Origin of the sequence: Rhodoplanes elegans (assembly GCF_016653355.1) — a bacterium.
GTDB lineage: Bacteria > Pseudomonadota > Alphaproteobacteria > Rhizobiales > Xanthobacteraceae > Rhodoplanes > Rhodoplanes elegans.
Genome location: NZ_NHSK01000309.1, coordinates 1 through 19,365, shown reverse-complemented (window position 1 = coordinate 19,365; position 19,365 = coordinate 1). Strand labels below are relative to the sequence as shown.

General features: G+C 70.0%; 17 protein-coding genes. 10 read left to right on the top strand and 7 right to left on the bottom strand.

Annotated features, from left to right (window positions below; all coding sequences use genetic code 11):
• The 3 genes from CCR97_RS30515 to CCR97_RS30505 form a co-directional block, all read right to left on the bottom strand.
• On the bottom strand, positions 1 to 962 hold a 962-nt coding region (locus CCR97_RS30515; RefSeq protein WP_201160207.1), incomplete at its 3' end, for a branched-chain amino acid ABC transporter permease.
• Entirely contained in the window at positions 959 to 1,834 is an 876-nt protein-coding gene (locus CCR97_RS30510) for a branched-chain amino acid ABC transporter permease (RefSeq protein ID WP_245428827.1), read from the bottom strand. The genes CCR97_RS30515 and CCR97_RS30510, both read right to left, overlap by 4 nt.
• Positions 1,835 to 2,011: 177 nt before the next feature.
• On the bottom strand, positions 2,012 to 3,226 hold the full coding sequence (locus CCR97_RS30505) for an amino acid ABC transporter substrate-binding protein (RefSeq protein WP_111357015.1): 1,215 nt from the start codon (positions 3,224 to 3,226) through the stop codon (positions 2,012 to 2,014).
• 386 nt (positions 3,227 to 3,612) lie between these two features.
• Here CCR97_RS30505 and CCR97_RS30500 point away from each other — a divergent pair, with 386 nt between their 5' ends.
• The gene (locus CCR97_RS30500; protein ID WP_170145805.1) at positions 3,613 to 4,563 is read left to right on the top strand and encodes a helix-turn-helix domain-containing protein; all 951 of its coding nucleotides are present in this window, start codon (positions 3,613 to 3,615) and stop codon (positions 4,561 to 4,563) included.
• A gap of 314 nt (positions 4,564 to 4,877) precedes the next feature.
• Entirely contained in the window at positions 4,878 to 6,665 is a 1,788-nt protein-coding gene (locus tag CCR97_RS30495) for an SLC13 family permease (RefSeq protein WP_111357013.1), read from the top strand.
• Here CCR97_RS30495 and CCR97_RS30490 read toward each other — a convergent pair whose 3' ends face one another.
• The 3 genes from CCR97_RS30490 to CCR97_RS30480 all read right to left on the bottom strand — a co-directional run bounded on the left by CCR97_RS30490 (position 6,666) and on the right by CCR97_RS30480 (position 8,105).
• Positions 6,666 to 6,860: a type II toxin-antitoxin system HicA family toxin gene (locus CCR97_RS30490; protein ID WP_111357012.1), complete on the bottom strand. Its 195-nt coding sequence runs from the start codon at positions 6,858 to 6,860 to the stop codon at positions 6,666 to 6,668.
• Positions 6,860 to 7,105, bottom strand: a complete 246-nt coding sequence (locus tag CCR97_RS30485) for a DUF1902 domain-containing protein (protein ID WP_111357011.1) — start codon at positions 7,103 to 7,105, stop codon at positions 6,860 to 6,862. The genes CCR97_RS30490 and CCR97_RS30485 overlap by 1 nt, the downstream gene beginning before the upstream one ends.
• A gap of 73 nt (positions 7,106 to 7,178) precedes the next feature.
• Positions 7,179 to 8,105, bottom strand: coding sequence for a LysR family transcriptional regulator (locus CCR97_RS30480; RefSeq protein WP_111357010.1), 927 nt, complete (start codon positions 8,103 to 8,105; stop codon positions 7,179 to 7,181).
• Between the two features lie 118 nt (positions 8,106 to 8,223).
• Between CCR97_RS30480 and CCR97_RS30475 the strand changes: the two genes are divergently transcribed.
• The 7 genes from CCR97_RS30475 (at position 8,224) to CCR97_RS30445 (ending at position 16,568) form a co-directional block, all read left to right on the top strand.
• A complete protein-coding gene (locus tag CCR97_RS30475; protein WP_201160206.1) occupies positions 8,224 to 9,723 on the top strand; it encodes a form I ribulose bisphosphate carboxylase large subunit in 1,500 nt (499 codons plus the stop codon).
• Positions 9,724 to 9,886: 163 nt separating this feature from the next.
• Positions 9,887 to 10,276, top strand: a complete 390-nt coding sequence (locus CCR97_RS30470; protein ID WP_111357009.1) for a ribulose bisphosphate carboxylase small subunit — start codon at positions 9,887 to 9,889, stop codon at positions 10,274 to 10,276.
• Between the two features lie 242 nt (positions 10,277 to 10,518).
• Positions 10,519 to 11,409 (top strand): CbbX protein, encoded by an 891-nt coding sequence (cbbX, locus tag CCR97_RS30465; protein ID WP_111357018.1) that lies wholly within the window; start codon positions 10,519 to 10,521, stop codon positions 11,407 to 11,409.
• A 92-nt stretch (positions 11,410 to 11,501) separates the two neighbouring features.
• On the top strand, positions 11,502 to 12,545 hold the full coding sequence (locus CCR97_RS30460) for a class 1 fructose-bisphosphatase (RefSeq protein WP_111357008.1): 1,044 nt from the start codon (positions 11,502 to 11,504) through the stop codon (positions 12,543 to 12,545).
• Positions 12,546 to 12,700: 155 nt separating this feature from the next.
• Positions 12,701 to 13,579, top strand: a complete 879-nt coding sequence (locus CCR97_RS30455) for a phosphoribulokinase (protein ID WP_111357007.1) — start codon at positions 12,701 to 12,703, stop codon at positions 13,577 to 13,579.
• A 240-nt stretch (positions 13,580 to 13,819) separates the two neighbouring features.
• Positions 13,820 to 15,760, top strand: a complete 1,941-nt coding sequence (tkt, locus tag CCR97_RS30450; protein ID WP_420826114.1) for a transketolase — start codon at positions 13,820 to 13,822, stop codon at positions 15,758 to 15,760.
• 130 nt (positions 15,761 to 15,890) lie between these two features.
• Positions 15,891 to 16,568 (top strand): HAD family hydrolase, encoded by a 678-nt coding sequence (locus tag CCR97_RS30445; protein ID WP_111356626.1) that lies wholly within the window; start codon positions 15,891 to 15,893, stop codon positions 16,566 to 16,568.
• Positions 16,569 to 16,674: 106 nt separating this feature from the next.
• On the opposite strand, the gene CCR97_RS30440 is transcribed toward CCR97_RS30445, so the two are convergent.
• The gene (locus CCR97_RS30440) at positions 16,675 to 17,862 is read right to left on the bottom strand and encodes a hypothetical protein (RefSeq protein WP_146618702.1); all 1,188 of its coding nucleotides are present in this window, start codon (positions 17,860 to 17,862) and stop codon (positions 16,675 to 16,677) included.
• 156 nt (positions 17,863 to 18,018) lie between these two features.
• Between CCR97_RS30440 and CCR97_RS30435 the strand changes: the two genes are divergently transcribed.
• Positions 18,019 to 19,365: caspase family protein (locus tag CCR97_RS30435; protein ID WP_201160204.1), on the top strand; the 1,347-nt coding region annotated here is incomplete at its 3' end.

The window sequence follows — 19,365 nt, the reverse complement described above, 5'->3', positions numbered from 1 at the left end:
GAGCCACCCTCTCCCCGCACGCGGGGAGAGGGAGATCCGGCGCCGTGCTCCACTGACGTGACTCGCCCCATCAGGCCCGCGACGCCCTTCGGCAGGCCGTACACCACCACGATGAAGACGAGCCCGAGCAGGATCGAGAAGTGGTTCGGAAAATGCGCGCCGATCAGGTCGAACAGCAGCACCAGCGGCACGGCGCCGAGCAGGGGGCCGTAGAGCACGCCGGCGCCGCCGAGCAGCGCCATCACGACGACCTGGAACGAGACGAGCGGGTTGAACGCGATCGCCGGGTCGATATAGGTCCAGCGCGGGGCCATCACGGCGCCCGTGACGGTGATGAACACCGACGAGACCGCGAACAGCATCAGCTTCGCCCGCGTCGTGTCGATGCCGCAGTGGCGCGCCACCGTCTCGTCCTCGCCGATCACCTTCAGGGCGAGCCCGAGCCGCGAGCGACCGATCAGCCAGCCGACCAGGAAGATCGCGACCGCGAGTCCGAAGAGCTGCCAGAAGATGCCGACCTGGGTCACGTCGAGGAAGACGTAGCGGCCGACCGAGCGGCCGATGTTCACCTCGTACCAGGTGACCAGCTGGCGGATCAGCTCGGCGAGCCCGAAGCTGAACACGACGAAGTAGATGCCGCTGAGTCGCAGCGTCGAGAGGCCGACCACCAGCGCCACGACGAGGCCGATCGCGGCGGCGACGAGCAGCACCACGGGCCACGGCAGGACCTCGCCCAGCACCGCGACCGTGTAGGCGCCGATGCCGAAGAACGCGACGGTGGCGAGCGAGACATAGCCGGTCGGCCCGGAGAACAGCGCCCAGGCCGTCGCGAGCACGATGTAGCTCAGGATCGCGATGGCGAGCGCGACGTGATAGTCCGAGCCCACGAACGGCACCAGCGCGAGCGCGCCGAGCGTGACGCCGACCAGCACGGCGGGGCCGTAGCGGAACAGCCGGCTCATCGCGCGACCTTCCCGAACAGGCCGGTCGGCCGCACCAGCAGCACGGCCAGGAACAGGGCGTAGTTCGCCGCGAGCGTCAGTCCGGGGTCGACGAGGCGCGCGACCGCCGTCTCGATCAGGCCGAGCAGCAGGCCGGCGGCGAGCGCGCCCAGCAGGTTTCCGACCCCGCCCATGATCACGACGATCAGCGCCTTCATGGTGAAGAGCACGCCCATGGCCGCGTTGAAGGTGAGGAACATCGACACCAGCACGCCGCCGGCCGCGCACAGCGCGCCGCCCGCCGCGAAGGCGAGCGCCGCGATCCTGTCGACGTCGATGGCGACCAGGCGGGCCGCGGTCGGATCCACCGCGACGGCGCGGATCGCCGTGCCGGTGCGGGTGCGCGTCAGCAGCAGATAGAGGCCGATCGCGAGCACGGCGGCGAAGCCCAGCGCGACCAGCCGGTTCACCGCGACGGTCGCGCCGAAGAGCGACACCGGGGTCGAGAGGAACGCGTAGCCGTAATACTGGCCGCCGAAGATCACGAAGGCGATCCCCTGCAGCACGAACAGGAGCCCGAAGGTGGCGAGGATCGAGTCGGTCTCCAGCGCGGCGCGGTTTTTCGCCCGGCGCACCAGCGGAACCAGCATCACGCGGTAGACGAGCCAGTTCGCCGCGAAGGCGAGCGGCAGAACGACGACGAGGCCGACGAGCGGCACGATCGCGGCGCCGGTGAACAGCACATAGGCGAGGAACGCGGCCGCCACCATCACCTCCCCGTAGGCGAGGTTCAGGATGCGGGCGACGCCGTATTGCAGCGTCAGCCCCATCGCGACGAGCGCATACATGCCGCCGAGGATCAGACCCGACAGGAGGATGTCGACGAGGAGCACGGAACAGTCTTCCGTTTGTTCGCACGAAACTCTCACCGTCATCCTGAGGTGCTCGCGCAGCGAGCCTCGAAGGATGCGGCCACGGCGCCTCGGCCGTCGCTCTTCGAGGGCCGCGCCGATGGCGCGGCCACCTCAGGGTGACGGAGCTGAGTTTGCCGTACGCGGCGTCCGCTGTGGCTACGGCCCCCAGGCCGGCTTCGGCACGATCGCCGCGCGGGCGCCGTCCTTCTTCGTCGGCGCGACGCCGTAGAACTCGCCGCCCTGCCACTGGCCGACGGCCCAGACGTCCTTGAGCAACCCGCCTTCGAGCTTCACCTTGCCGATGATGGTGTCGAAGGTGCCGTTCTGCAGCTCCTTGATCACCGCGGCGCGGTCGAGGCCGACGCGCTCGATCGCCTGCTGCAGCGCCTGCAGGCTGGCGAAGGTGATCGGGTTCGCCCACCGGTCGGGCTCGCGGCCGACGCCCGCCTTGTGGCGCTCCAGATAATCCTTCAGCAGCGGCGACTCCGCGTTCCAGCCGCCGATTCCCATCACGCCGTCGGCATTGCCGCCGAAGCGCTGCTTGAACAGCGGGAACGCCGTGCCCACCCCGGTGAAGAACACCTTGGGATTGAAGCTCAACACCTTCGCGGCGTCCGTCACGGCGAGCGTGTCGGGCGGATAGCTGAACGAGACGAACACGTCCGGGCTCGTCGCCATCGCGTCCTTCAACATCGGCTGCATGTCCTGCGTGCCGGCCGGATAGGACTTGTCGTAGGCGAGCTTGAAGCCGGCCTTGGCGAAGGCGTCGCGGGCCGCCGTCGAGAGCTCGATGCCGAACTGGTCGGAGACCGCGATCATCGCCACGGTCGGGCCGATCTCGCCCTTGTCGCGCAGCCCTTTCAGCAAGGCCACCATCTCGACCGAGATGTCGGAGGGCAGGCCGAGCCAGAACGAGGCGTTGGGCCAGCGCTTGGCGAGCTCGGGCGCGCGGTTGGTGTTGGTCGTCACCGCGAGATGCGGGTAGCCGAGCCGGTTGAGGATCGGCCCGACCGCGAGGTTCTGGCCGGTGCCCCACGGCGGCAGGATGAAGTCGACCTTGTCCTGGCTGGCGAGCCGCTCGATCGCCTTGATGGCCTCCTCGGAGTTCGAGCGGTCGTCGTACTCGATCACCTCGATCGGCACGCGCTTGTCGCCGATCTTCAGGCCGCCGGCGGCGTTCACCTCCTTCACCCAGAGCTGATAGACGGGCAGGGTCGTGATGCTGGCGCCGCCCGTGAACGGGCCGGTCTTCGAGATCGCCCAGCCGATCTTGACCTTTTCGGGCGTGCCGGATGCGGCCTGCGCGAAGGCCTCGGCGCCGAGTGCAAAAAGTCCGAGCGCGGCGGCGAGCGCCGCAGACACACGTCGCATGGTCTCCTCCCTTCGTGGCGGCCCGACTGACGCGAGCCTGCGACGAGCGACGGCGAGGGCCGCCGCTCGCATCCGACGAGAAGGGGGACATCCAGGGCCACGGGCACGCGGCGGAATGACGCCGCGCGGGTCCGAACGACCCTCGGCGGCCCGGCGGGCCGACACGGGGCGCCACCGCGGCGCGGCGCGAGCCGGTCGTGCCTGCGGCCGGGCGGCCGCCTCCCTGGATGTCCCATTCCCGCCCGGCGCCGCTTTGTTGTTCGGGGGTGCAGCGTCCGGTGAAGCGAAGTTGACCCGAATGCGCGTCCGGGATGAATATCCTTTTCTGGCCCTTTATTGACGATAATCCGGCGTTCTGGACGCCCGACCATCGGAATTGGCGCATCATGGGAGAGAAGCGGGTCGAGTCCGGCCTCTCCGGCGTGCACGGCCCGTCGCTTCTGGCGGGCTCGGTGGCTGCCCGGAAGGTCGCGCTGCAGGCGATCCGCCCGGCACTCACCGGGCGGGACTGGTCGCTCGGGCGCGGCGCCGCCGGACGCCTCTCCCACGCCATCCTGGTGACGACCGGGCGCGGGCACCTGGTCGGTCCCGAGCCGCGGCTCGAGGTCTCCGGCCCGGCCCTGGTGTGGGTGCCGCCGCGCGCCGCCGAGCGGCTGCACCTCGAGGCCGGGGCGAGCGGCTGGCTGCTCGCCATCGCCGACGATCTCCTCGCCTCGACGATCAGCGGCAATGTCGAGTCGGCCGTGCTGGCGACGATCGCCGGGCGGCTGCTCGCCGTGCCGGTCGGCAGCCCCGAGGCGCTCGCCGACCTCGCCCATGCGTTCGCGGCGATCGAGCGCGAGCTCGCCGGCGCGACCCGCGGCGCCTGGACGGCCGTGACGGCGCATGTCGCGCTGGTGATGGTCGGGCTGTGGCGGGCGTCCGGGATCGAGGCGGCGGCGGGGCGCTCGGGCGGCCCGGCCGCCTCCATCCTCCAGCGCTTCCGCCACCTCGTCGAGCTGCACTTCCGCGAGCACTGGCGCATCCCGCGCTACGCCGAGGCGCTCGCCGTGTCGCCCGACCGGCTGCACGCGATCTGCCTGCGCGAGCTCGGACGCGCGCCGCTCGCCCTGGTGCACGAGCGCGTCGCCCGCGAGGCGATGCTGCTGCTGGAACGCTCGATGCTGACGGTCGAGCAGGTGTCGGCGCATCTCGGCTTCAAGGACCCGGCCCACTTCAACCGCTTCTTCAAGGCCAATGCCGGCATGCCGCCGGGCGCCTTCCGGCGCGAGACGGCGCGCGCCGCCGCGAACCGCACCCCGCCGCCGGCCCGCCACTCCTACGCCGACTGGCCGTGAGACCAGACCTCCGCTCGTCCTTGGCGAGGGCGTCACAAGGTTCACAAATCGCCTGCCACGCTCGAGAGCGTCATGCGCGGGCTACGACCCGCGCATCCATCTTCTTCATTAAAAGTCGTCTCGTCGCAGAGAGATGGATCGCCGGGTCGAGCCCGGCGATGACGTCGGAGGGGGCAGCGGGCATCTTTGCCTCTTGCCGATGTCTGTGGGAGCGTTCCGGCCCGGAACAGCAAACGCGTGGCGGCGTTGAGTGTCGGCCCGCCCGGACGCGCCTGGCCGACAGCCGCGCGTCCCCGTCAGCACCGGATGTCCGCATGACCCTCCCGCAAGGGCTCGCCTTCGCCATCGTCGGCACCATGATGGTGCTGTTCGTGTGGGGGCGGCTCCGCTACGACCTCGTCGCCGCGCTCGCCCTCGTCGCCGCCGTGGTGGCCGGCATCGTGCCGCCCGAGAAGGCATTCTCGGGCTTCTCCGACGACGTCGTGATCATCGTCGCGACGGCGCTCCTGATGTCGGCCGCGGTTGCCAAGTCCGGCGTGATGGAGGAGGTGGTGCGGCCGCTCGGGCCGTGGCTGACGACGCCGCGCCGCCAGGTCTTCGCGCTGGTCTTCGCCGTGATCGTGCTGTCGACCTTCATCAAGAACGTCGGCGCGCTCGCGATCCTGATGCCGGTCGCGTTCCAGCTCGCGCGCCGCACCGAGACGCCGCCGTCCTGGCTGCTGATGCCGCTCGCGTTCGGCTCGCTGATCGGCGGCCTCATCACGCTGGTCGGCACCTCGCCGAACGTGATCGTGGCGCGGCTGCGCGCCGACATCGTCGGCGAGCCGTTCCGCATGTTCGACTACGCGCCGGTCGGCCTCACCGTCGCGGCCGTCGGCCTCGTCTATCTCGCTTTCGCCTACCGGCTGCTGCCGAAGGACCGCCAGGGCGGCGCCTCGCTCGACGCCGCCATCAACATCGAGAACTACGTGGTCGAGGCGCAGGTGCCGAAGGGCTCGCCGCTGATCGGCGAGCGCGTCACCGCGGTCGGCGACCTCGACGAGGGCGTGAGCAAGGTGACGACCGTGGTGCGCGACGAGGTGCGCCACAAGTCGGCGCATGGCGGGCTTCGCGTGCGGGAGGGCGACATCCTGCTGATCGAGGGCGAACCGGAGTCGCTGGAACGCGCCGTGGTGCGGGCGGGGCTCCAGCTCGCCGGCCAGCGCGACGGCGAGGAGCCGGCCGTCGAGGGCGACGCCGACGAGGTCGGCACCGTCGAGGCGGTGGTCACCGGGACGTCCGGGCTGATCGGCGACACCCACGAGAGCGCCGGGCTGTGCGACCGCCACGGCCTCGCCGTGATCGCCATCAGCCGCTCCGGTGAGCGCATCACCCAGCGGCTGCGTGCCGTGCGGTTCCGGCCCGGCGACGTGGTGGTGCTGCAGGGGCGGCTCGACCGCATCCCGGACGCCCTGAAGGCGCTCGGCCTCCTGCCGCTCGCCGAGCGCGAGCTCGAGCTCGGGCGCAGCCGCCGCCGCTGGATCCCGGTCGCGATCTTGGCCGCGACCATTGGCGCGATCGTCTCCGGGCTGCTGCCCGTGGCGGTCGCCTTCTTCACCGCCGCGGTGGCGCTGGTGCTCACCCGGGCGCTGGCGCTGCGCGAGGCCTACGAGGCGATCGAGTGGCCGATCGTCGTGCTGCTCGGCGCCTTGATCCCGGTCAGCGAGGCCGTGCAGACGACCGGCGCCACCGAGCTCGTCGCGGCCTGGCTGTCGGTCGCGACCGACGCATTGCCGGCGATCGGCGCGCTCGCCCTGATCATGGTCGCCGCCATGGCGGTGACGCCGTTCCTCAACAACGCCGCGACCGTCCTCGTGATGGCGCCGATCGCCGCGAGCCTCGCCGGCAAGCTCGGGCTGCGGCCCGACCCGTTCCTGATGGCGGTCGCGGTCGGCGCGGCCTGCGACTTCCTCACCCCGTTCGGGCACCAGTCCAACACGCTGGTGATGGGGCCGGGCGGCTACCGGTTCGGCGACTACTGGAAGCTCGGCCTGCCGCTGTCGGTCCTGGTGGTCCTGGTCGCGGTGCCGGCGATCGCGGTGTTCTGGCCGCTGGCGCGGTGATCAGATCCTCTTGGGCAGGCCGGCAGTCTTCAGGATTTCGTTTGCGGTATGTCGGCTCTTGGTCCGCGGGAGAATGAGCGTTCGGCCGGTCGCGGCATGCTGCCATTTCTCGTGCGAGCCTTTGCCGCCCGCAACGCGCTGCCACCCTGCCTCTCGCAGCAACCGTGCGAGCTCCGGGTAGAAATCCTTGGGCATCAGGCGGCCGGCAGGATCAGCTCTCGACGCGCGACGACCTGGACCGAGTAGGGGCCTTCGATGTCCGGCCGGTTGTCGGCGATCATCTCCGGCGCCAGATCGCGCACCAGCTCCAGGAAGGCGTCGAACGTCTCCGCCTCGATATGCAGGCCGGGCACGTCCGATTGCGAGTAGAACACGCCGGCGTCGGCATCCCAGGTCGCGGTGACGGTGAATGAAGGGGCGGGGGTGACGGCGTCGGTCATCGATCGAGATCCCAGGGGCGTCGGTCGCGCGATCCTACACCAGAGCCGGCCGGGGAGGCGAGGCGGGGCAGGGTCATCGCCCCTTGGCCTTCGGCACCGCCGGCAGGAACGTGCCGCCCTCCTTGGCCAAAAACGCGCGCAACGCCTGGGCGGCGGGGAGCAGGCGGCGCGATTCCAGGCGCACGACGAACCAGGCGCGCTCCAGCGGCAGGCCCTCGACGTCGAGCATCGTCAGGCGGCCGTCGGCGAGCTCGGCCGCGATCGTGTGGGCCGAGATGAAGGCGAGGCCGAGCCCCGCCATCACGGCCTGCTTGATCGTCTCGTTGGAGCCGATCTCCATGCCGATCGAAGGCCCCAGGCCCGCCCTGGCGAAGAAGCTCTCCATCAGGGTGCGGGTGCCGGAGCCCGGCTCGCGCACCAGGAAGGTCTCCCCCGCCAGCGCCTGCGGGGCGAGACGCCGCTTCTTTGCGAGAGGATGATCGGGGGGCGCGACGACGACGTGCGGATGCGCGCCGATGCGGTCGCTCTCGATCGCGAGCCCCTCGGGCGGGCGGCCCATGACGCAGACGTCGAACAGCCCGGTCTCGAACTGGGCGACGATGTCGCGCCGGTTGCCGACGACGAGCTGCAGCTCGACCTTCGGGTGCTTCCTGGCGAAGGCCGCGAGCATGCGGGGCGCGAAGTACTTGGCGGTCGAGACCACGCCGACCGTCACCCGCCCGGCGTCGAGCGATTTCAGCGAGACCAGCGCCTCGCGGCATTCGGCGAGCGCCGCCTCGACCTTGCGGGCGGCGAGCAGCAGCTCCTGCCCGGCCGCCGTGGGGGTGAGGCCGCGGCCGTCGCGGTCGAACAGCGGCAGGCCGATCTCCTCCTCGAGCTGGCGCATCTGCATGGTCACGGCCGGCGGCGTGACATGGTTCGCCTCCGCCGCCGCCGCGAAGCTGCCGAGCTTGGCGGCGCTGTCGATCAGACGGAGCTGCTTGAGCGTGATGTTGCGCATGGGAGCGGTCTGGGTGCCGGTTAAGTCTGACTGAACGAGAGCTTCAGAACATTAAAATTTACTGATGCATTCGGAAATTGCAATGTCCGTGTCGAGGACAGCCGAGGAGCCCTTTTCGATGACCAGCGTCACTTCGCTCGCCCCCACCGCCCCGCAGGGCAGCGCGCCGCAAGGCGCCATCACGGACGCCAAGAAGCGCTACGCCGCGGGCGTGCTGAAATACGCGCAGATGGGCTACTGGGACGGCGACTACGAGCCGAAGGACACGGATCTCCTCGCGGTGTTCCGCATCACCCCGCAGGAGGGCGTCGATCCGGTCGAGGCGGCCGCCGCCGTCGCCGGCGAGAGCTCCACGGCGACCTGGACGGTCGTCTGGACCGACCGGCTGACCGCCTGCGACAGCTACCGCGGCAAGGCCTACAAGGTCGAGCCGGTGCCGGGCCAGCCGGGCCAGTACTTCGTCTACATCGCCTACGACCTGATCCTGTTCGAGGAAGGCTCGATCGCCAACCTCACCGCCTCGATCATCGGCAACGTGTTCTCGTTCAAGCCGCTGAAGGCGGCGCGGCTGGAGGACATGCGGCTGCCGGTCGCCTACGTGAAGACCTTCAAGGGCCCGCCGACCGGCATCGTGGTCGAGCGCGAGCGGCTCAACTGCTTCGGCCGTCCGCTGCTCGGCGCCACCATCAAGCCGAAGCTCGGCCTGTCCGGCAAGAACTACGGCCGCGTCGTCTACGAGGCGCTGCGCGGCGGCCTCGACTTCACCAAGGACGACGAGAACATCAACTCGCAGCCGTTCATGCACTGGCGCGACCGCTTTCTCTACTGCATGGAGGGCGTCAACCAGGCGACGGCGCGCACCGGCGAGGTGAAGGGCCACTATCTCAACATCACGGCCGGCACCATGGAGGAGATGCACCGGCGCGCCGAGTTCGCCAAGCAGCTCGGATCCGTGATCGTGATGGTCGATCTGGTGATCGGCTGGACCGCGATCCAGTCGATGGCCGAGTGGGCGCGCGCCAACGACATGATCCTCCACATGCACCGCGCCGGCCACGGTACCTACACGCGGCAGAAGAACCACGGCGTGTCGTTCCGGGTGATCGCCAAGTGGCTGCGCCTCGCCGGCGTCGACCACCTGCACGCCGGCACGGCGGTCGGCAAGCTCGAGGGCGACCCGATGACCGTGCAGGGCTACTACAACATCTGCCGCGAGCGGACGAACGCCGTGGATCTGCCCCGGGGGCTGTTCTTCGAGCAGGACTGGGCCGACATCCGCCGGGTCATGCCGGTCGCCTCCGGCGGCATCCATGCGGGGCAGATGCACCAGCTGATCAATCTGTTCGGCGACGACGTGGTGCTGCAGTTCGGCGGCGGAACCATCGGGCATCCGATGGGCATCGAGGCGGGCGCGATCGCCAACCGCGTGGCGCTGGAGGCGATGGTGCTGGCCCGCAACGAGGGCCGCGACATCATGGCGGAAGGCCCGGAGATCCTCCAGGCCGCGGCCAAGTGGTGCAAGCCGCTGGAAGCCGCCCTGCACACCTGGGGCTCGGTGACGTTCGACTACACCTCGACCGACACCTCGGACTTCGTGCCGACCGCCTCGGTGGCGTGACTTTTTCCGCCCTCACCCTGAGGTGCCCGGCGCAGCCGGGCCTCGAAGGGCGAGGGCGGCCCCGAGCTGAGTCCGTGGCCTCATGGTTCGAGGCTCGCCTTTGGCGAGCACCTCACCATGAGGGGATCATCAGAATTCGTCGCATCGCGACCAGGAGCAGATCATGTCGAAGATCACGCAGGGGGCCTTCTCGTTCCTCCCCGACCTCACCGACCCGCAGATCGCCGCGCAGATCGAGTACGCGCTGGAGCAGGGCTGGGCCGTCAGCCTCGAGTTCACCGACGACCCGCATCCCCGCAACACCTATTGGGACATGTGGGGCATTCCGATGTTCGACCTGAAGGACGCGGCCGGCGTGATGGGCGAGCTGAAGGCCTGCCGCGAGGCGCATCCCGACTGCTACATCCGCCTCTCGGCCTTCGACTCGACCCGCGGCTGGGAGACGGTGCGGCTCGCCTTCATGGTGCACCGGCCGAAGCAGGAGGCGGCGTATCGCCTCGCCCGCACCGAGGGCCCGGGCCGGGTGCAGCACTATTCGGTGGTGCGGGCCTAGCGGAGACGACCGCTCGCGGAGGCGCTCTCCCCCCCCCCCTCACCCTGAGGAGCGCCGCGGGCGCGTCTCGAAGGGCGAGGGTGGCCCGGGTGGTGACTCGTGGGTGGCCGCATGGTTCGAGACGCGGCCTTCGGCCGCTCCTCACCATGAGGCGCGTGGGGATTGCGGCTGAGCTTGGAGTGGAGACGGCCATGACCATTGGCACGATCGGGACGGGGCAGGCGGTGCCGGTGGCCGGCGCCATGGGCGCGGCGGGCGAGAACCCGGCCGACACCCGCGTCGACCTCAAGGCGCTCTATCACGAGACCCAGATCGACGCGGTGCTGGCCGAGCTTGATGCCGCGCTGATCGGCTTGAAGCCGGTGAAGCGGCGCATTCGCGAGATCGCCGCCTATCTCCTGGTCGACAAGGCGCGCCGCACGCTCGGGCTCACCGCGACGCCGCCGACGCTGCACATGGCGTTCACGGGCAATCCCGGCACCGGCAAGACCACGGTGGCGCTGCGCATGGCCAGCATCCTGCATCGCCTGGGCTATGTGCGAAAAGGCCACCTCGTCTCGGTGACGCGCGACGATCTGGTCGGCCAGTACATCGGCCACACGGCGCCGAAGACCAAGGAAGTGCTCAAGCGCGCCATGGGGGGCGTCCTGTTCATCGACGAGGCTTATTATCTCTATCGGCCCGAAAACGAGAAGGACTACGGCCAGGAGGCGATCGAGATTCTCCTCCAGGTGATGGAGAACCAGCGCGAGGATCTCGTGGTGATCCTGGCCGGCTACGGCGACCGCATGGAGACGTTCTTCTCGGCGAACCCGGGCTTCCGTTCGCGCATCACCCATCACATCGATTTTCCGGACTACGACGACGCCGAGCTGGTCGCCATCACCGAGACGCTCGCGGCCGCCGAGGGCTATCGCTTCGACGAGGCGGGGCGGGCCGCGCTGGTCGACTACGTCACGGCGCGGCGCAAGAAGCCGTCGTTCGCGAATGCGCGCTCGATGCGCAATGCCTTCGACCGGGCGCGGCTGCGCCAGGCGATGCGGCTGTTCGACCAGGACGCGCCGGTCGACCAGGAGGCCTTGCGCACCCTCACGGCGGCGGAAATCCGCGCCAGCCGGGTTTTTTCGGACTGACATTTCGGCCGGCGCCGCGACAATGGCGGCCGGCGACACGCGAGAGCGACGGGCAGACGCGACAGGCAAGGCGGCGGGACTGGGGAAGCACCATGGCGGACACACTCGACGGATATCTGGCACGCTGGGCCGGCACCGACCCGACCCGCGACGCGGTGCGCAAGGCGCTGGTGGCGATCGCCGGGGCGACCGCGGCGATCTCCGGCGTCGTCGCCGACGGGCCGCTCGCCGGCGAATTGTCCGCGACGCTCGGCAAGGGCGCCGACGGCTACGACGAGCAGAAGGAGCTCGACGTGCGCGCCGACGCGCTGCTGTTCGAGGCCCTGAAGGGGGCGCCGGTCGCCGCCTATGCGTCCGAGGAGGCCGAGCTGCCGGTCGCCGTCAACGCGGGCGCGCCGCTGCTCGTCGCCGTCGACCCGCTCGACGGCTCGTCCAACATCGACACGGACGTGACGATCGGCACCATCTTCTCGGTGCTGCCGGCGCCCGCGGGCGTCGACCCGGTGTCGGAGGCGGCGTTCTTCCAGAAGGGCCGCGACCAGCTCGCCGCCGGCTACACGGTCTACGGCCCGCACACCGCGCTGGTGCTGAGCGTCGGCGAGGGGACCGTGCACTTCGTCCTCGACCGCGCGTCCGGCACCTACCGGCTGATCAGCGAGCGCGTGACGATCCCGGCGAGCGCCAAGGAGTTCGCCATCAACATGTCGAACCACCGGCACTGGGACGACCGGCTGCGTCTCTACATCGACGACCTCCTGCAGGGCAAGGACGGGCCGCGCGAGGCCGACTACAACATGCGCTGGATTGCCTCGATGGTCGCGGAGGCGCACCGCATCATCATCCGGGGCGGCATCTATCTGTATCCGGCCGACACCCGCGCCGGCTACACGCAGGGGCGGCTCCGCCTGATCTACGAGGCGTTCCCGATCGCGCTCCTGATGGAGCAGTCGGGCGCCGCGGCGACCGACGGGCGCACGCCGATCCTCGACCTCGTGCCGGAGAAGCTGCATCAGCGCGTACCGCTGATCTTCGGCTCTCGCGAGAAGGTCGAGCGGGTGTCGAACTATCTCACCGGCCCCGGCGAGATCGCCGAGCGCTCGCCGCTGTTCTCCAAGCGGGGTCTGCTCACGGCGTGAGATGACACTTTCTGCGGTTCGTCATTCCGGAAGACGAGCAAAGCTCGGCTGTCCGGAATCCATAATCCCGGTCCGGGGATATGGATTCCGGGCTCGCGGACCTGCGGTCCGCGCCCCGGAATGACCGGTTTGCTCTGGTCATTTGGAACACGATCATGTCCGTCAAGCATCCGATCATCTCGGTCACCGGCTCCTCCGGAGCGGGCACCACCACGGTGAAGCACACCTTCGACCAGATTTTCCGCCGCGAGGGCATCACGGCGGTGTCGATCGAGGGCGACGCCTTCCATCGCTTCGACCGCGCCGCCATGAAGGCCGAGATCGCCCGGCGCGCCGCCGAGGGCGACCAGACCTTCAGCCACTTCAACATCGAGGCCAACGAGCTCGAGGAGCTCGAGCGCGTGTTTCGCGACTACGGCCTGACCGGCAAGGGCCGCACGCGGCACTACGTGCACGACGACAAGGAGGCCGAGCGCTACGGCGTGCCGCCCGGCAACTTCACCGACTGGGCGCCGTTCGAGGAGAAGTCGGATCTGCTGTTCTACGAGGGCCTGCACGGCGCGGTGGCGACCGACACGATCAACATCGCACAATATGCGGACCTCAAGATCGGCGTCGTGCCGGTGATCAATCTCGAATGGATCCAGAAGATCCATCGCGACCGCGCGGCCCGCGGCTACTCGACCGAGGCCGTCACCGACACGATCCTGCGCCGCATGCACGCCTATGTGCACGTGATCTGCCCGCAGTTCACCGAGACCGACATCAACTTCCAGCGCGTGCCCACCGTCGACACGTCGAACCCGCTGGTCGCCCGCTGGATCCCGACGCCGGACGAGTCGATGGTGGTGATCCGCTTCAAGAACCCGCGCGGCATCGACTTCGCCTATCTGCGCACCATGATCGACGGCAGCTTCATGAGCCGCGCCAACTCGATCGTGATTCCGGGCGGCAAGCTCGACCTCGCCATGCAGCTCATCCTGACGCCGATGATCTTAAAACTCGTCGAGCGCAAGCGCCGCGCGCTGGCGTGAGCCTCTGCTCGGTCATTCCGGGGCGCGCCGAAGGCGCGAACCCGGAATCCAGCGGCCTATTCAGAATGTGGGGTTGGATTCCGGGTTCGGCGCTTCGCGCCGCCCCGGAATGACCCCAGAGACAAAGACCGGGGAGACACCACCATGACCATGCCGGCGACGATCGAGCGGCAAGACAGTGCAGGCGCGGCGCAGCAGGGACTCGCCTGGCCCGTCACGGCGGCGCTGCGGGCGCTCGCCATGGACGCGGTCGAGCAGGCGAAGTCCGGCCATCCGGGCGCGCCGATGGGCATGGCCGAGATCGCCGCCGTGCTGTGGCGCGGCGTCATGCGGCACGACCCGGCCGATCCGCGCTGGCCCGACCGCGACCGCTTCGTGCTGTCGAACGGCCACGCCTCGATGCTGCTCTACGGGCTCCTGCATCTCACCGGCTACGATCTGCCGATCGACGAGATCAAGCGCTTCCGTCAGCTCCATTCGAAGACGCCGGGCCATCCCGAATACGGCATGACGCCGGGCGTCGAGACGACCACCGGGCCGCTGGGGCAGGGGCTCACCAACGCGGTCGGCCTGGCGCTCGCGGAGAAGACGCTCGCCGCGCAGTTCAACCGACCGGGCCACACCATCGTCGATCACCGCACCTTCGTGTTCCTCGGCGACGGCTGCCTGATGGAGGGCATCAGCCACGAGGCCGCCTCGCTCGCCGGCCGGCTCGGGCTCGGCAAGCTGATCGCCGTGTGGGACGACAACGGCATCTCGATCGACGGCAAGGTGACCGAGTGGTTTGCCGACGACACGCCGGCGCGCTTCCGCGCCTATGGCTGGCACGTGATCGAGGGCGTCGACGGGCACGACCCGGACGCGATCGCGCGCGCCTACGCCCAGGCGATCGCCGAGACCACGAAGCCGACGCTGATCTGCGCCCGCACCGTCATCGGCCACGGCGCGCCGACCAAGCAGGGCCATCAGGATACCCACGGCGCGCCGCTCGGGCCTGAGGAGATCGCCCGCGCCCGCGCCGCGATGGGCTGGACGCATCCGCCCTTTCACGTGCCGGCCGACGTCTATGCCGCGTGGGACGGCCGCGCCCGCGGCGCCGCGCTGTCGGCCGAGTGGCGGGTGCGCTTTTCCGCCTATGCGGCCGCGCATCCGGACCTCGCCGCCGAGCTCGAGCGGCGTCTCGCCGGCGACCTGCCGGCCGGCTTTTCCGAAGCGGCCGCCGCGGCGCTCGCCGCCGAGACGGCGGCCGGCGCGGTGGCGACCCGCAAGGCCGGGCAGATCGCGCTGACCGAATTCGCCAAGGTGCTGCCCGAGCTCTTGGGAGGCTCGGCCGACCTCGCGCATTCGAACCTCACCTTCCATCCCAAGAGCGTGCCGGTGACGCGCGACCCCGCCGGCAACCAGATCCTGTTCGGCGTGCGCGAGTTCGGCATGTCGGCGATCGCCAACGGCATCGCCCTGCACGGCGGCTTCATCCCGTATGTGGCGACCTTTCTGGTGTTCTCCGACTACGCCCGCAACGCGGTGCGGATGTCGGCCCTGATGGGGCTGCGGGTGATCTACGTTTTCACCCACGACTCGATCTCGGTCGGCGAGGACGGGCCGACCCACCAGCCGATCGAGCATGTCGAGAGCCTGCGGCTGATCCCGAATCTCGACGTCTGGCGCCCGGCCGACGCGGCCGAGACGGCGGTCGCGTGGCGTGCTGCTCTGGAGCGGCGCGACGGGCCGTCGGCCCTGATCCTCACCCGCCAGGCACTGCCGCCGCAGACGCCCGCCCATCTCGATACGCTGGCCACCACCGGCGCCCGCGTGCTGGTCGAGGCGCCGCACGCCGCCGCGACCGTGGTCGCCTCCGGCTCGGAGGTGCGGCTGGCGGTCGATGCGGCGGCGCTGCTCGGCGAGGCCGGCATCGCCGTGCGGGTCGTGTCGATCCCCTGCGTCGAGCGGTTCGAGGCGCTGTCGGACGCGGCGCGCGCCGCGCTGGTGCCGACCGATACGCCCGTGGTCGTCGTCGAGGCGGGGGCGACGCGCGGCTGGCGCGGCCTCGCCGGCCGCAAGGGCGCCGTGATCGGCCTCGATCGCTTCGGCGAGTCGGCGCCCGAGCGCGATCTGCTCACCCGCTTCGGCTTCACCAAGGAGGCCGTCGCCGGCACGGTCCGCACCGTGCTGGCGGGGTAAAGGTCGGCGCGCGGGATGGCGGCGCTGCCGCCATCCCGCCGTCACCAAAGCTTGCCAGACAGGGCCGCCGGGCCGAGGCTCGGCGGCCTTCTCATTCACGCAAGTTCCTTCGCGCACCGGAGACCCCCGCATGGAGCGTCGCCAGACGGCCTTCCTGTTCGATCTCGACGGCACCCTCGTCGACAGCGTCTACCAGCACGTGCTCGCCTGGCACGAGGCGCTGGAGCACGAGGGCATCCGGCTCTCGGTGTGGCGCATCCACCGCCGGATCGGCATGAGCGGCGGCCTTCTCACCGACATGCTGCTGCGCGAGACCGGGACGGCGCTCGATCCCGAGCGCAGCGAGCGGCTGCAGCGGCTGCACGCCGAGAGCTACGGCCGCCGCTCCAAGGAGATCCGCCCGCTGCCCGGCGCCAAGGAGCTGCTCGCGTATCTGACGGACGCCGGCATCCCGTGGACGATCGCCACCTCGGGCCGCATGGAGACGGCGCGGCCGACGCTCGACGCACTCGGCGTCGATCCCGAGAAGATCCCGGTGGTCACCCGCGATCAGGTGCGCTTCGCCAAGCCCGATCCCGATCTCTTCCTCGCCGCGGCGGCGCGGCTCGGCGTCGCCATCGAGGACTCCTACGTGGTCGGGGACAGCGTCTGGGACATGCTGGCGGCGCGCCGCGCCCGCGCGCTCGGCATCGGCGTGATGTCTGGCGGCTACGGCGAGGCGGAGCTGGAGCGCGCCGGGGCCTTCCGGGTCTACGAGGATCCGCTCGGGCTCCTGAACCACATCGACGAGGTCGGCGGCCGCCGCTAGAGCCGTTGCCGGCTGGGATGAATCGGCCCCGATTACCGCTCGTCCCTGCGAAGGCGGTGACCCAGTGGCCCCGTCTCCCGCGAGGGGGCGGGACGTCAGCCTGCCGCTACCCTTTTTTCCGGCCCCTGCCGCGCAGCTCCTTGATGGCGCGGGGCACCGGATCGAAACGCTGCTGGCTCTCCTCGTCGACGACGAAGCAGGCGGGATGGTTCGCCTCCGGCACCCGCTTGTCGGTGGCGCAGCGATCGAACGCGGCGAGCTCCTTCGGGCTCTGATAGTAGTAATAGGGTGCGATCATGAAGCGCTGGGCGCCGTCGCCCCAGCCGCCGTAGCGGTCGATCTTGCCCTTCAGCTCGGGCGCGACCGACAGGATCATGTCGCGGAAGCTGTCGTCCGTGATGAAGTTGTCGGGGAGCTGATCGAACGGTCCGTCGAAATAGTTGTTCACGCGCGAGTTGATGAAGGCGACGCCGACCAGGATCTTCCGCGGGCGCCGGTCGTCGACGAAGAATCCGTAGCCGGTGCGGTTGCCGACGACGATGCGGCCGGACTTCTCCGGCACGAACTGCTCCGGCACCGGCGCGGTCTCGTCGAGCACGTAGTGGAAGAGCTTCAGCCGCGTGTTGAACACCAGGAAGAAGCGCAGCCCCGACTCGTCGAAGATCGGCCCGACGAACTTTTCGTCGGGCGCCAGCGTGCCGTCCGGCGGCTTCACGCCGGAGAGGTCGTTGAGCTCGAAGAGCACAGTCTTGCCCCGATAGGTCACCCGGTAGAGGAAGCGCTCCACCTTATCGACCTCGACCTCGTTGGTCCGATCGAGCACGACGTGGATCACGTCGGTCTCCTCGCGCCAGTCGGCGAGATCCTCCGAGTAGGCGAAGTGCAGCTTGCCCTTGTCGCGGTCGCTGGCGTCGAGCCGGATGTTGCCGTTCCACGGCGCGCCGTCGTTGAGGAAGGTGAAGTAGTAGTAGTTCTCGGTGGGGTAGACCTTCACGCGGTCGGGCAGGGCCTCGAACACGCTGCCGAACATGGCGACCGGGTTATCGACCGGCAGTCGCGTCGCGGCTCTCAGCTCCTCGTTATAGTCCTGATTGGTGTGGAGCCGCATCGTCCCGGCGGCATTCGCGTTCCCCGGCGGGCCGAGGAGCAGCGCGGCGGCGCAGACGGCCGTCAGCACGCCGGTGACGCAGCGCGATACGAGACGCCCGGCCGCCTGCGGCGCGCCGGGCTCGATCGAAGAGGCGGACAGGTCATCGCGCCGGAACAGGGGCGGCCGGCGGCGTATGCGACACATCGCGAAGAGCTCCAGGACGAAGGACCGCTCCCAGGTGCGGCACGAAAGTGCGGATTTCTTGACGGTCATCAAGCCGTGTGTGGTTTTTGACTGGAACGGTTCGAACCGACAGTCGCGTTGCCTCGACAAGACACCGTGAACCCCGGAGGTGCGGTCATGGCGTGGCGTGTGCTGACGATCGTCGCGACACTCGGGGCGTTCGGCGCCTTCGGTGCCGCCCAGGCGGAGCCCAGGCTGGCTCTGGTCATCGGAAACTCGGCCTATCAGGCCGTCACCGAGCTCCCCAACCCGGCGAACGACGCCAAGGCGATGTCCGATCTCCTCGCCTCGGCCGGGTTCGAGGTGACGACGGCGCCCGATCTCGGCCAGGCCGAGATGCGCAAGGCGGTCGGCGATTTCGCCGCCAAGGTGGCGCAGAAAGGTCCGGACGCCGTCTCGCTGGTGTTCTATGCGGGCCACGGCCTGCAGGTCGACGGCGAGAACTTTCTCGTGCCGGTCGACGCGAGGATCGGCCGCGAGGCCGACGTGCCGCTGCAGACCGTGCGGCTCGCCGACGTGATGAACGCGCTCGCCGCGGTGCCGAGCCGCACCCGCATCGTCATCCTCGACGCCTGCCGCAACAACCCGTTCTCCGAGATCAACAAGGTGGTCGGCCGCGGGCTCGCCATCGTCGACGCGCCGGCCGGCTCGATCGTCTCCTACTCGACCGCGCCGGGCTCGGAGGCCGAGGACGGGGAGGGGTCGAACAGCCCCTACACGCGGGCGCTCCTGAGCGTCGCCAAGGAGCCCGGCGTGCCGATCGAGCAGGCGTTCAAGCGGGTGCGCTACGCCGTGCACCAGGAGACGTCGGGCCGGCAGACGCCGTGGGAGAGTTCCTCGCTCACCGCCGACTTCGCCTTCTTCCCCGGCGTCGCGACGTCGCCCCCCGCGGTGCCCCCCGTGGTCGCGGCCACCGACACCAAGGCGAAGGGCGGCGCAACGGGCGCGACCGGCACCAAGGTGGCCGCCGTGACGACGGGCGGGCGCACCAGCCTGCGCACGGTCGAATCGTGGCGCAACGAGCTGAAGCCGCTGCGCCAGCCCGACGCCTTCGAGCGCGTGATCGCCGAGGACACGGTCGAGGCCTACCAGGCCTATCTGCAGCTGTTCTCGGCAGCGCCGTACCAGACGCGGGTGCGCGACATCGTCGAGCGCCGCAAGGTGATGATCGCCTGGTACACGGCCGTCACGGTCAACACGACGGCGTCCTACGAGCTGTTCCTGGCCCAGCATCCGGGCTCCGACCTGATGCTGACGGCGCAGCGGCTGCTGTCGCGCGCCGGCAACCGCCAGATCGCTATCGCGACCCCGGTCGCGGTCGCGCCGGTCTGTCCGCCCGTCCCGGCCCCGGTGATCAAGCCGACTCGGCGCAAGGCCGAGAAGATCGAGAAGCCGAGCAAGAAGACGACCAAGCGGACCGCCGTCCGCGACGCCGGCCCGCCGCCGCCCCCGCCGTCGGCCGGC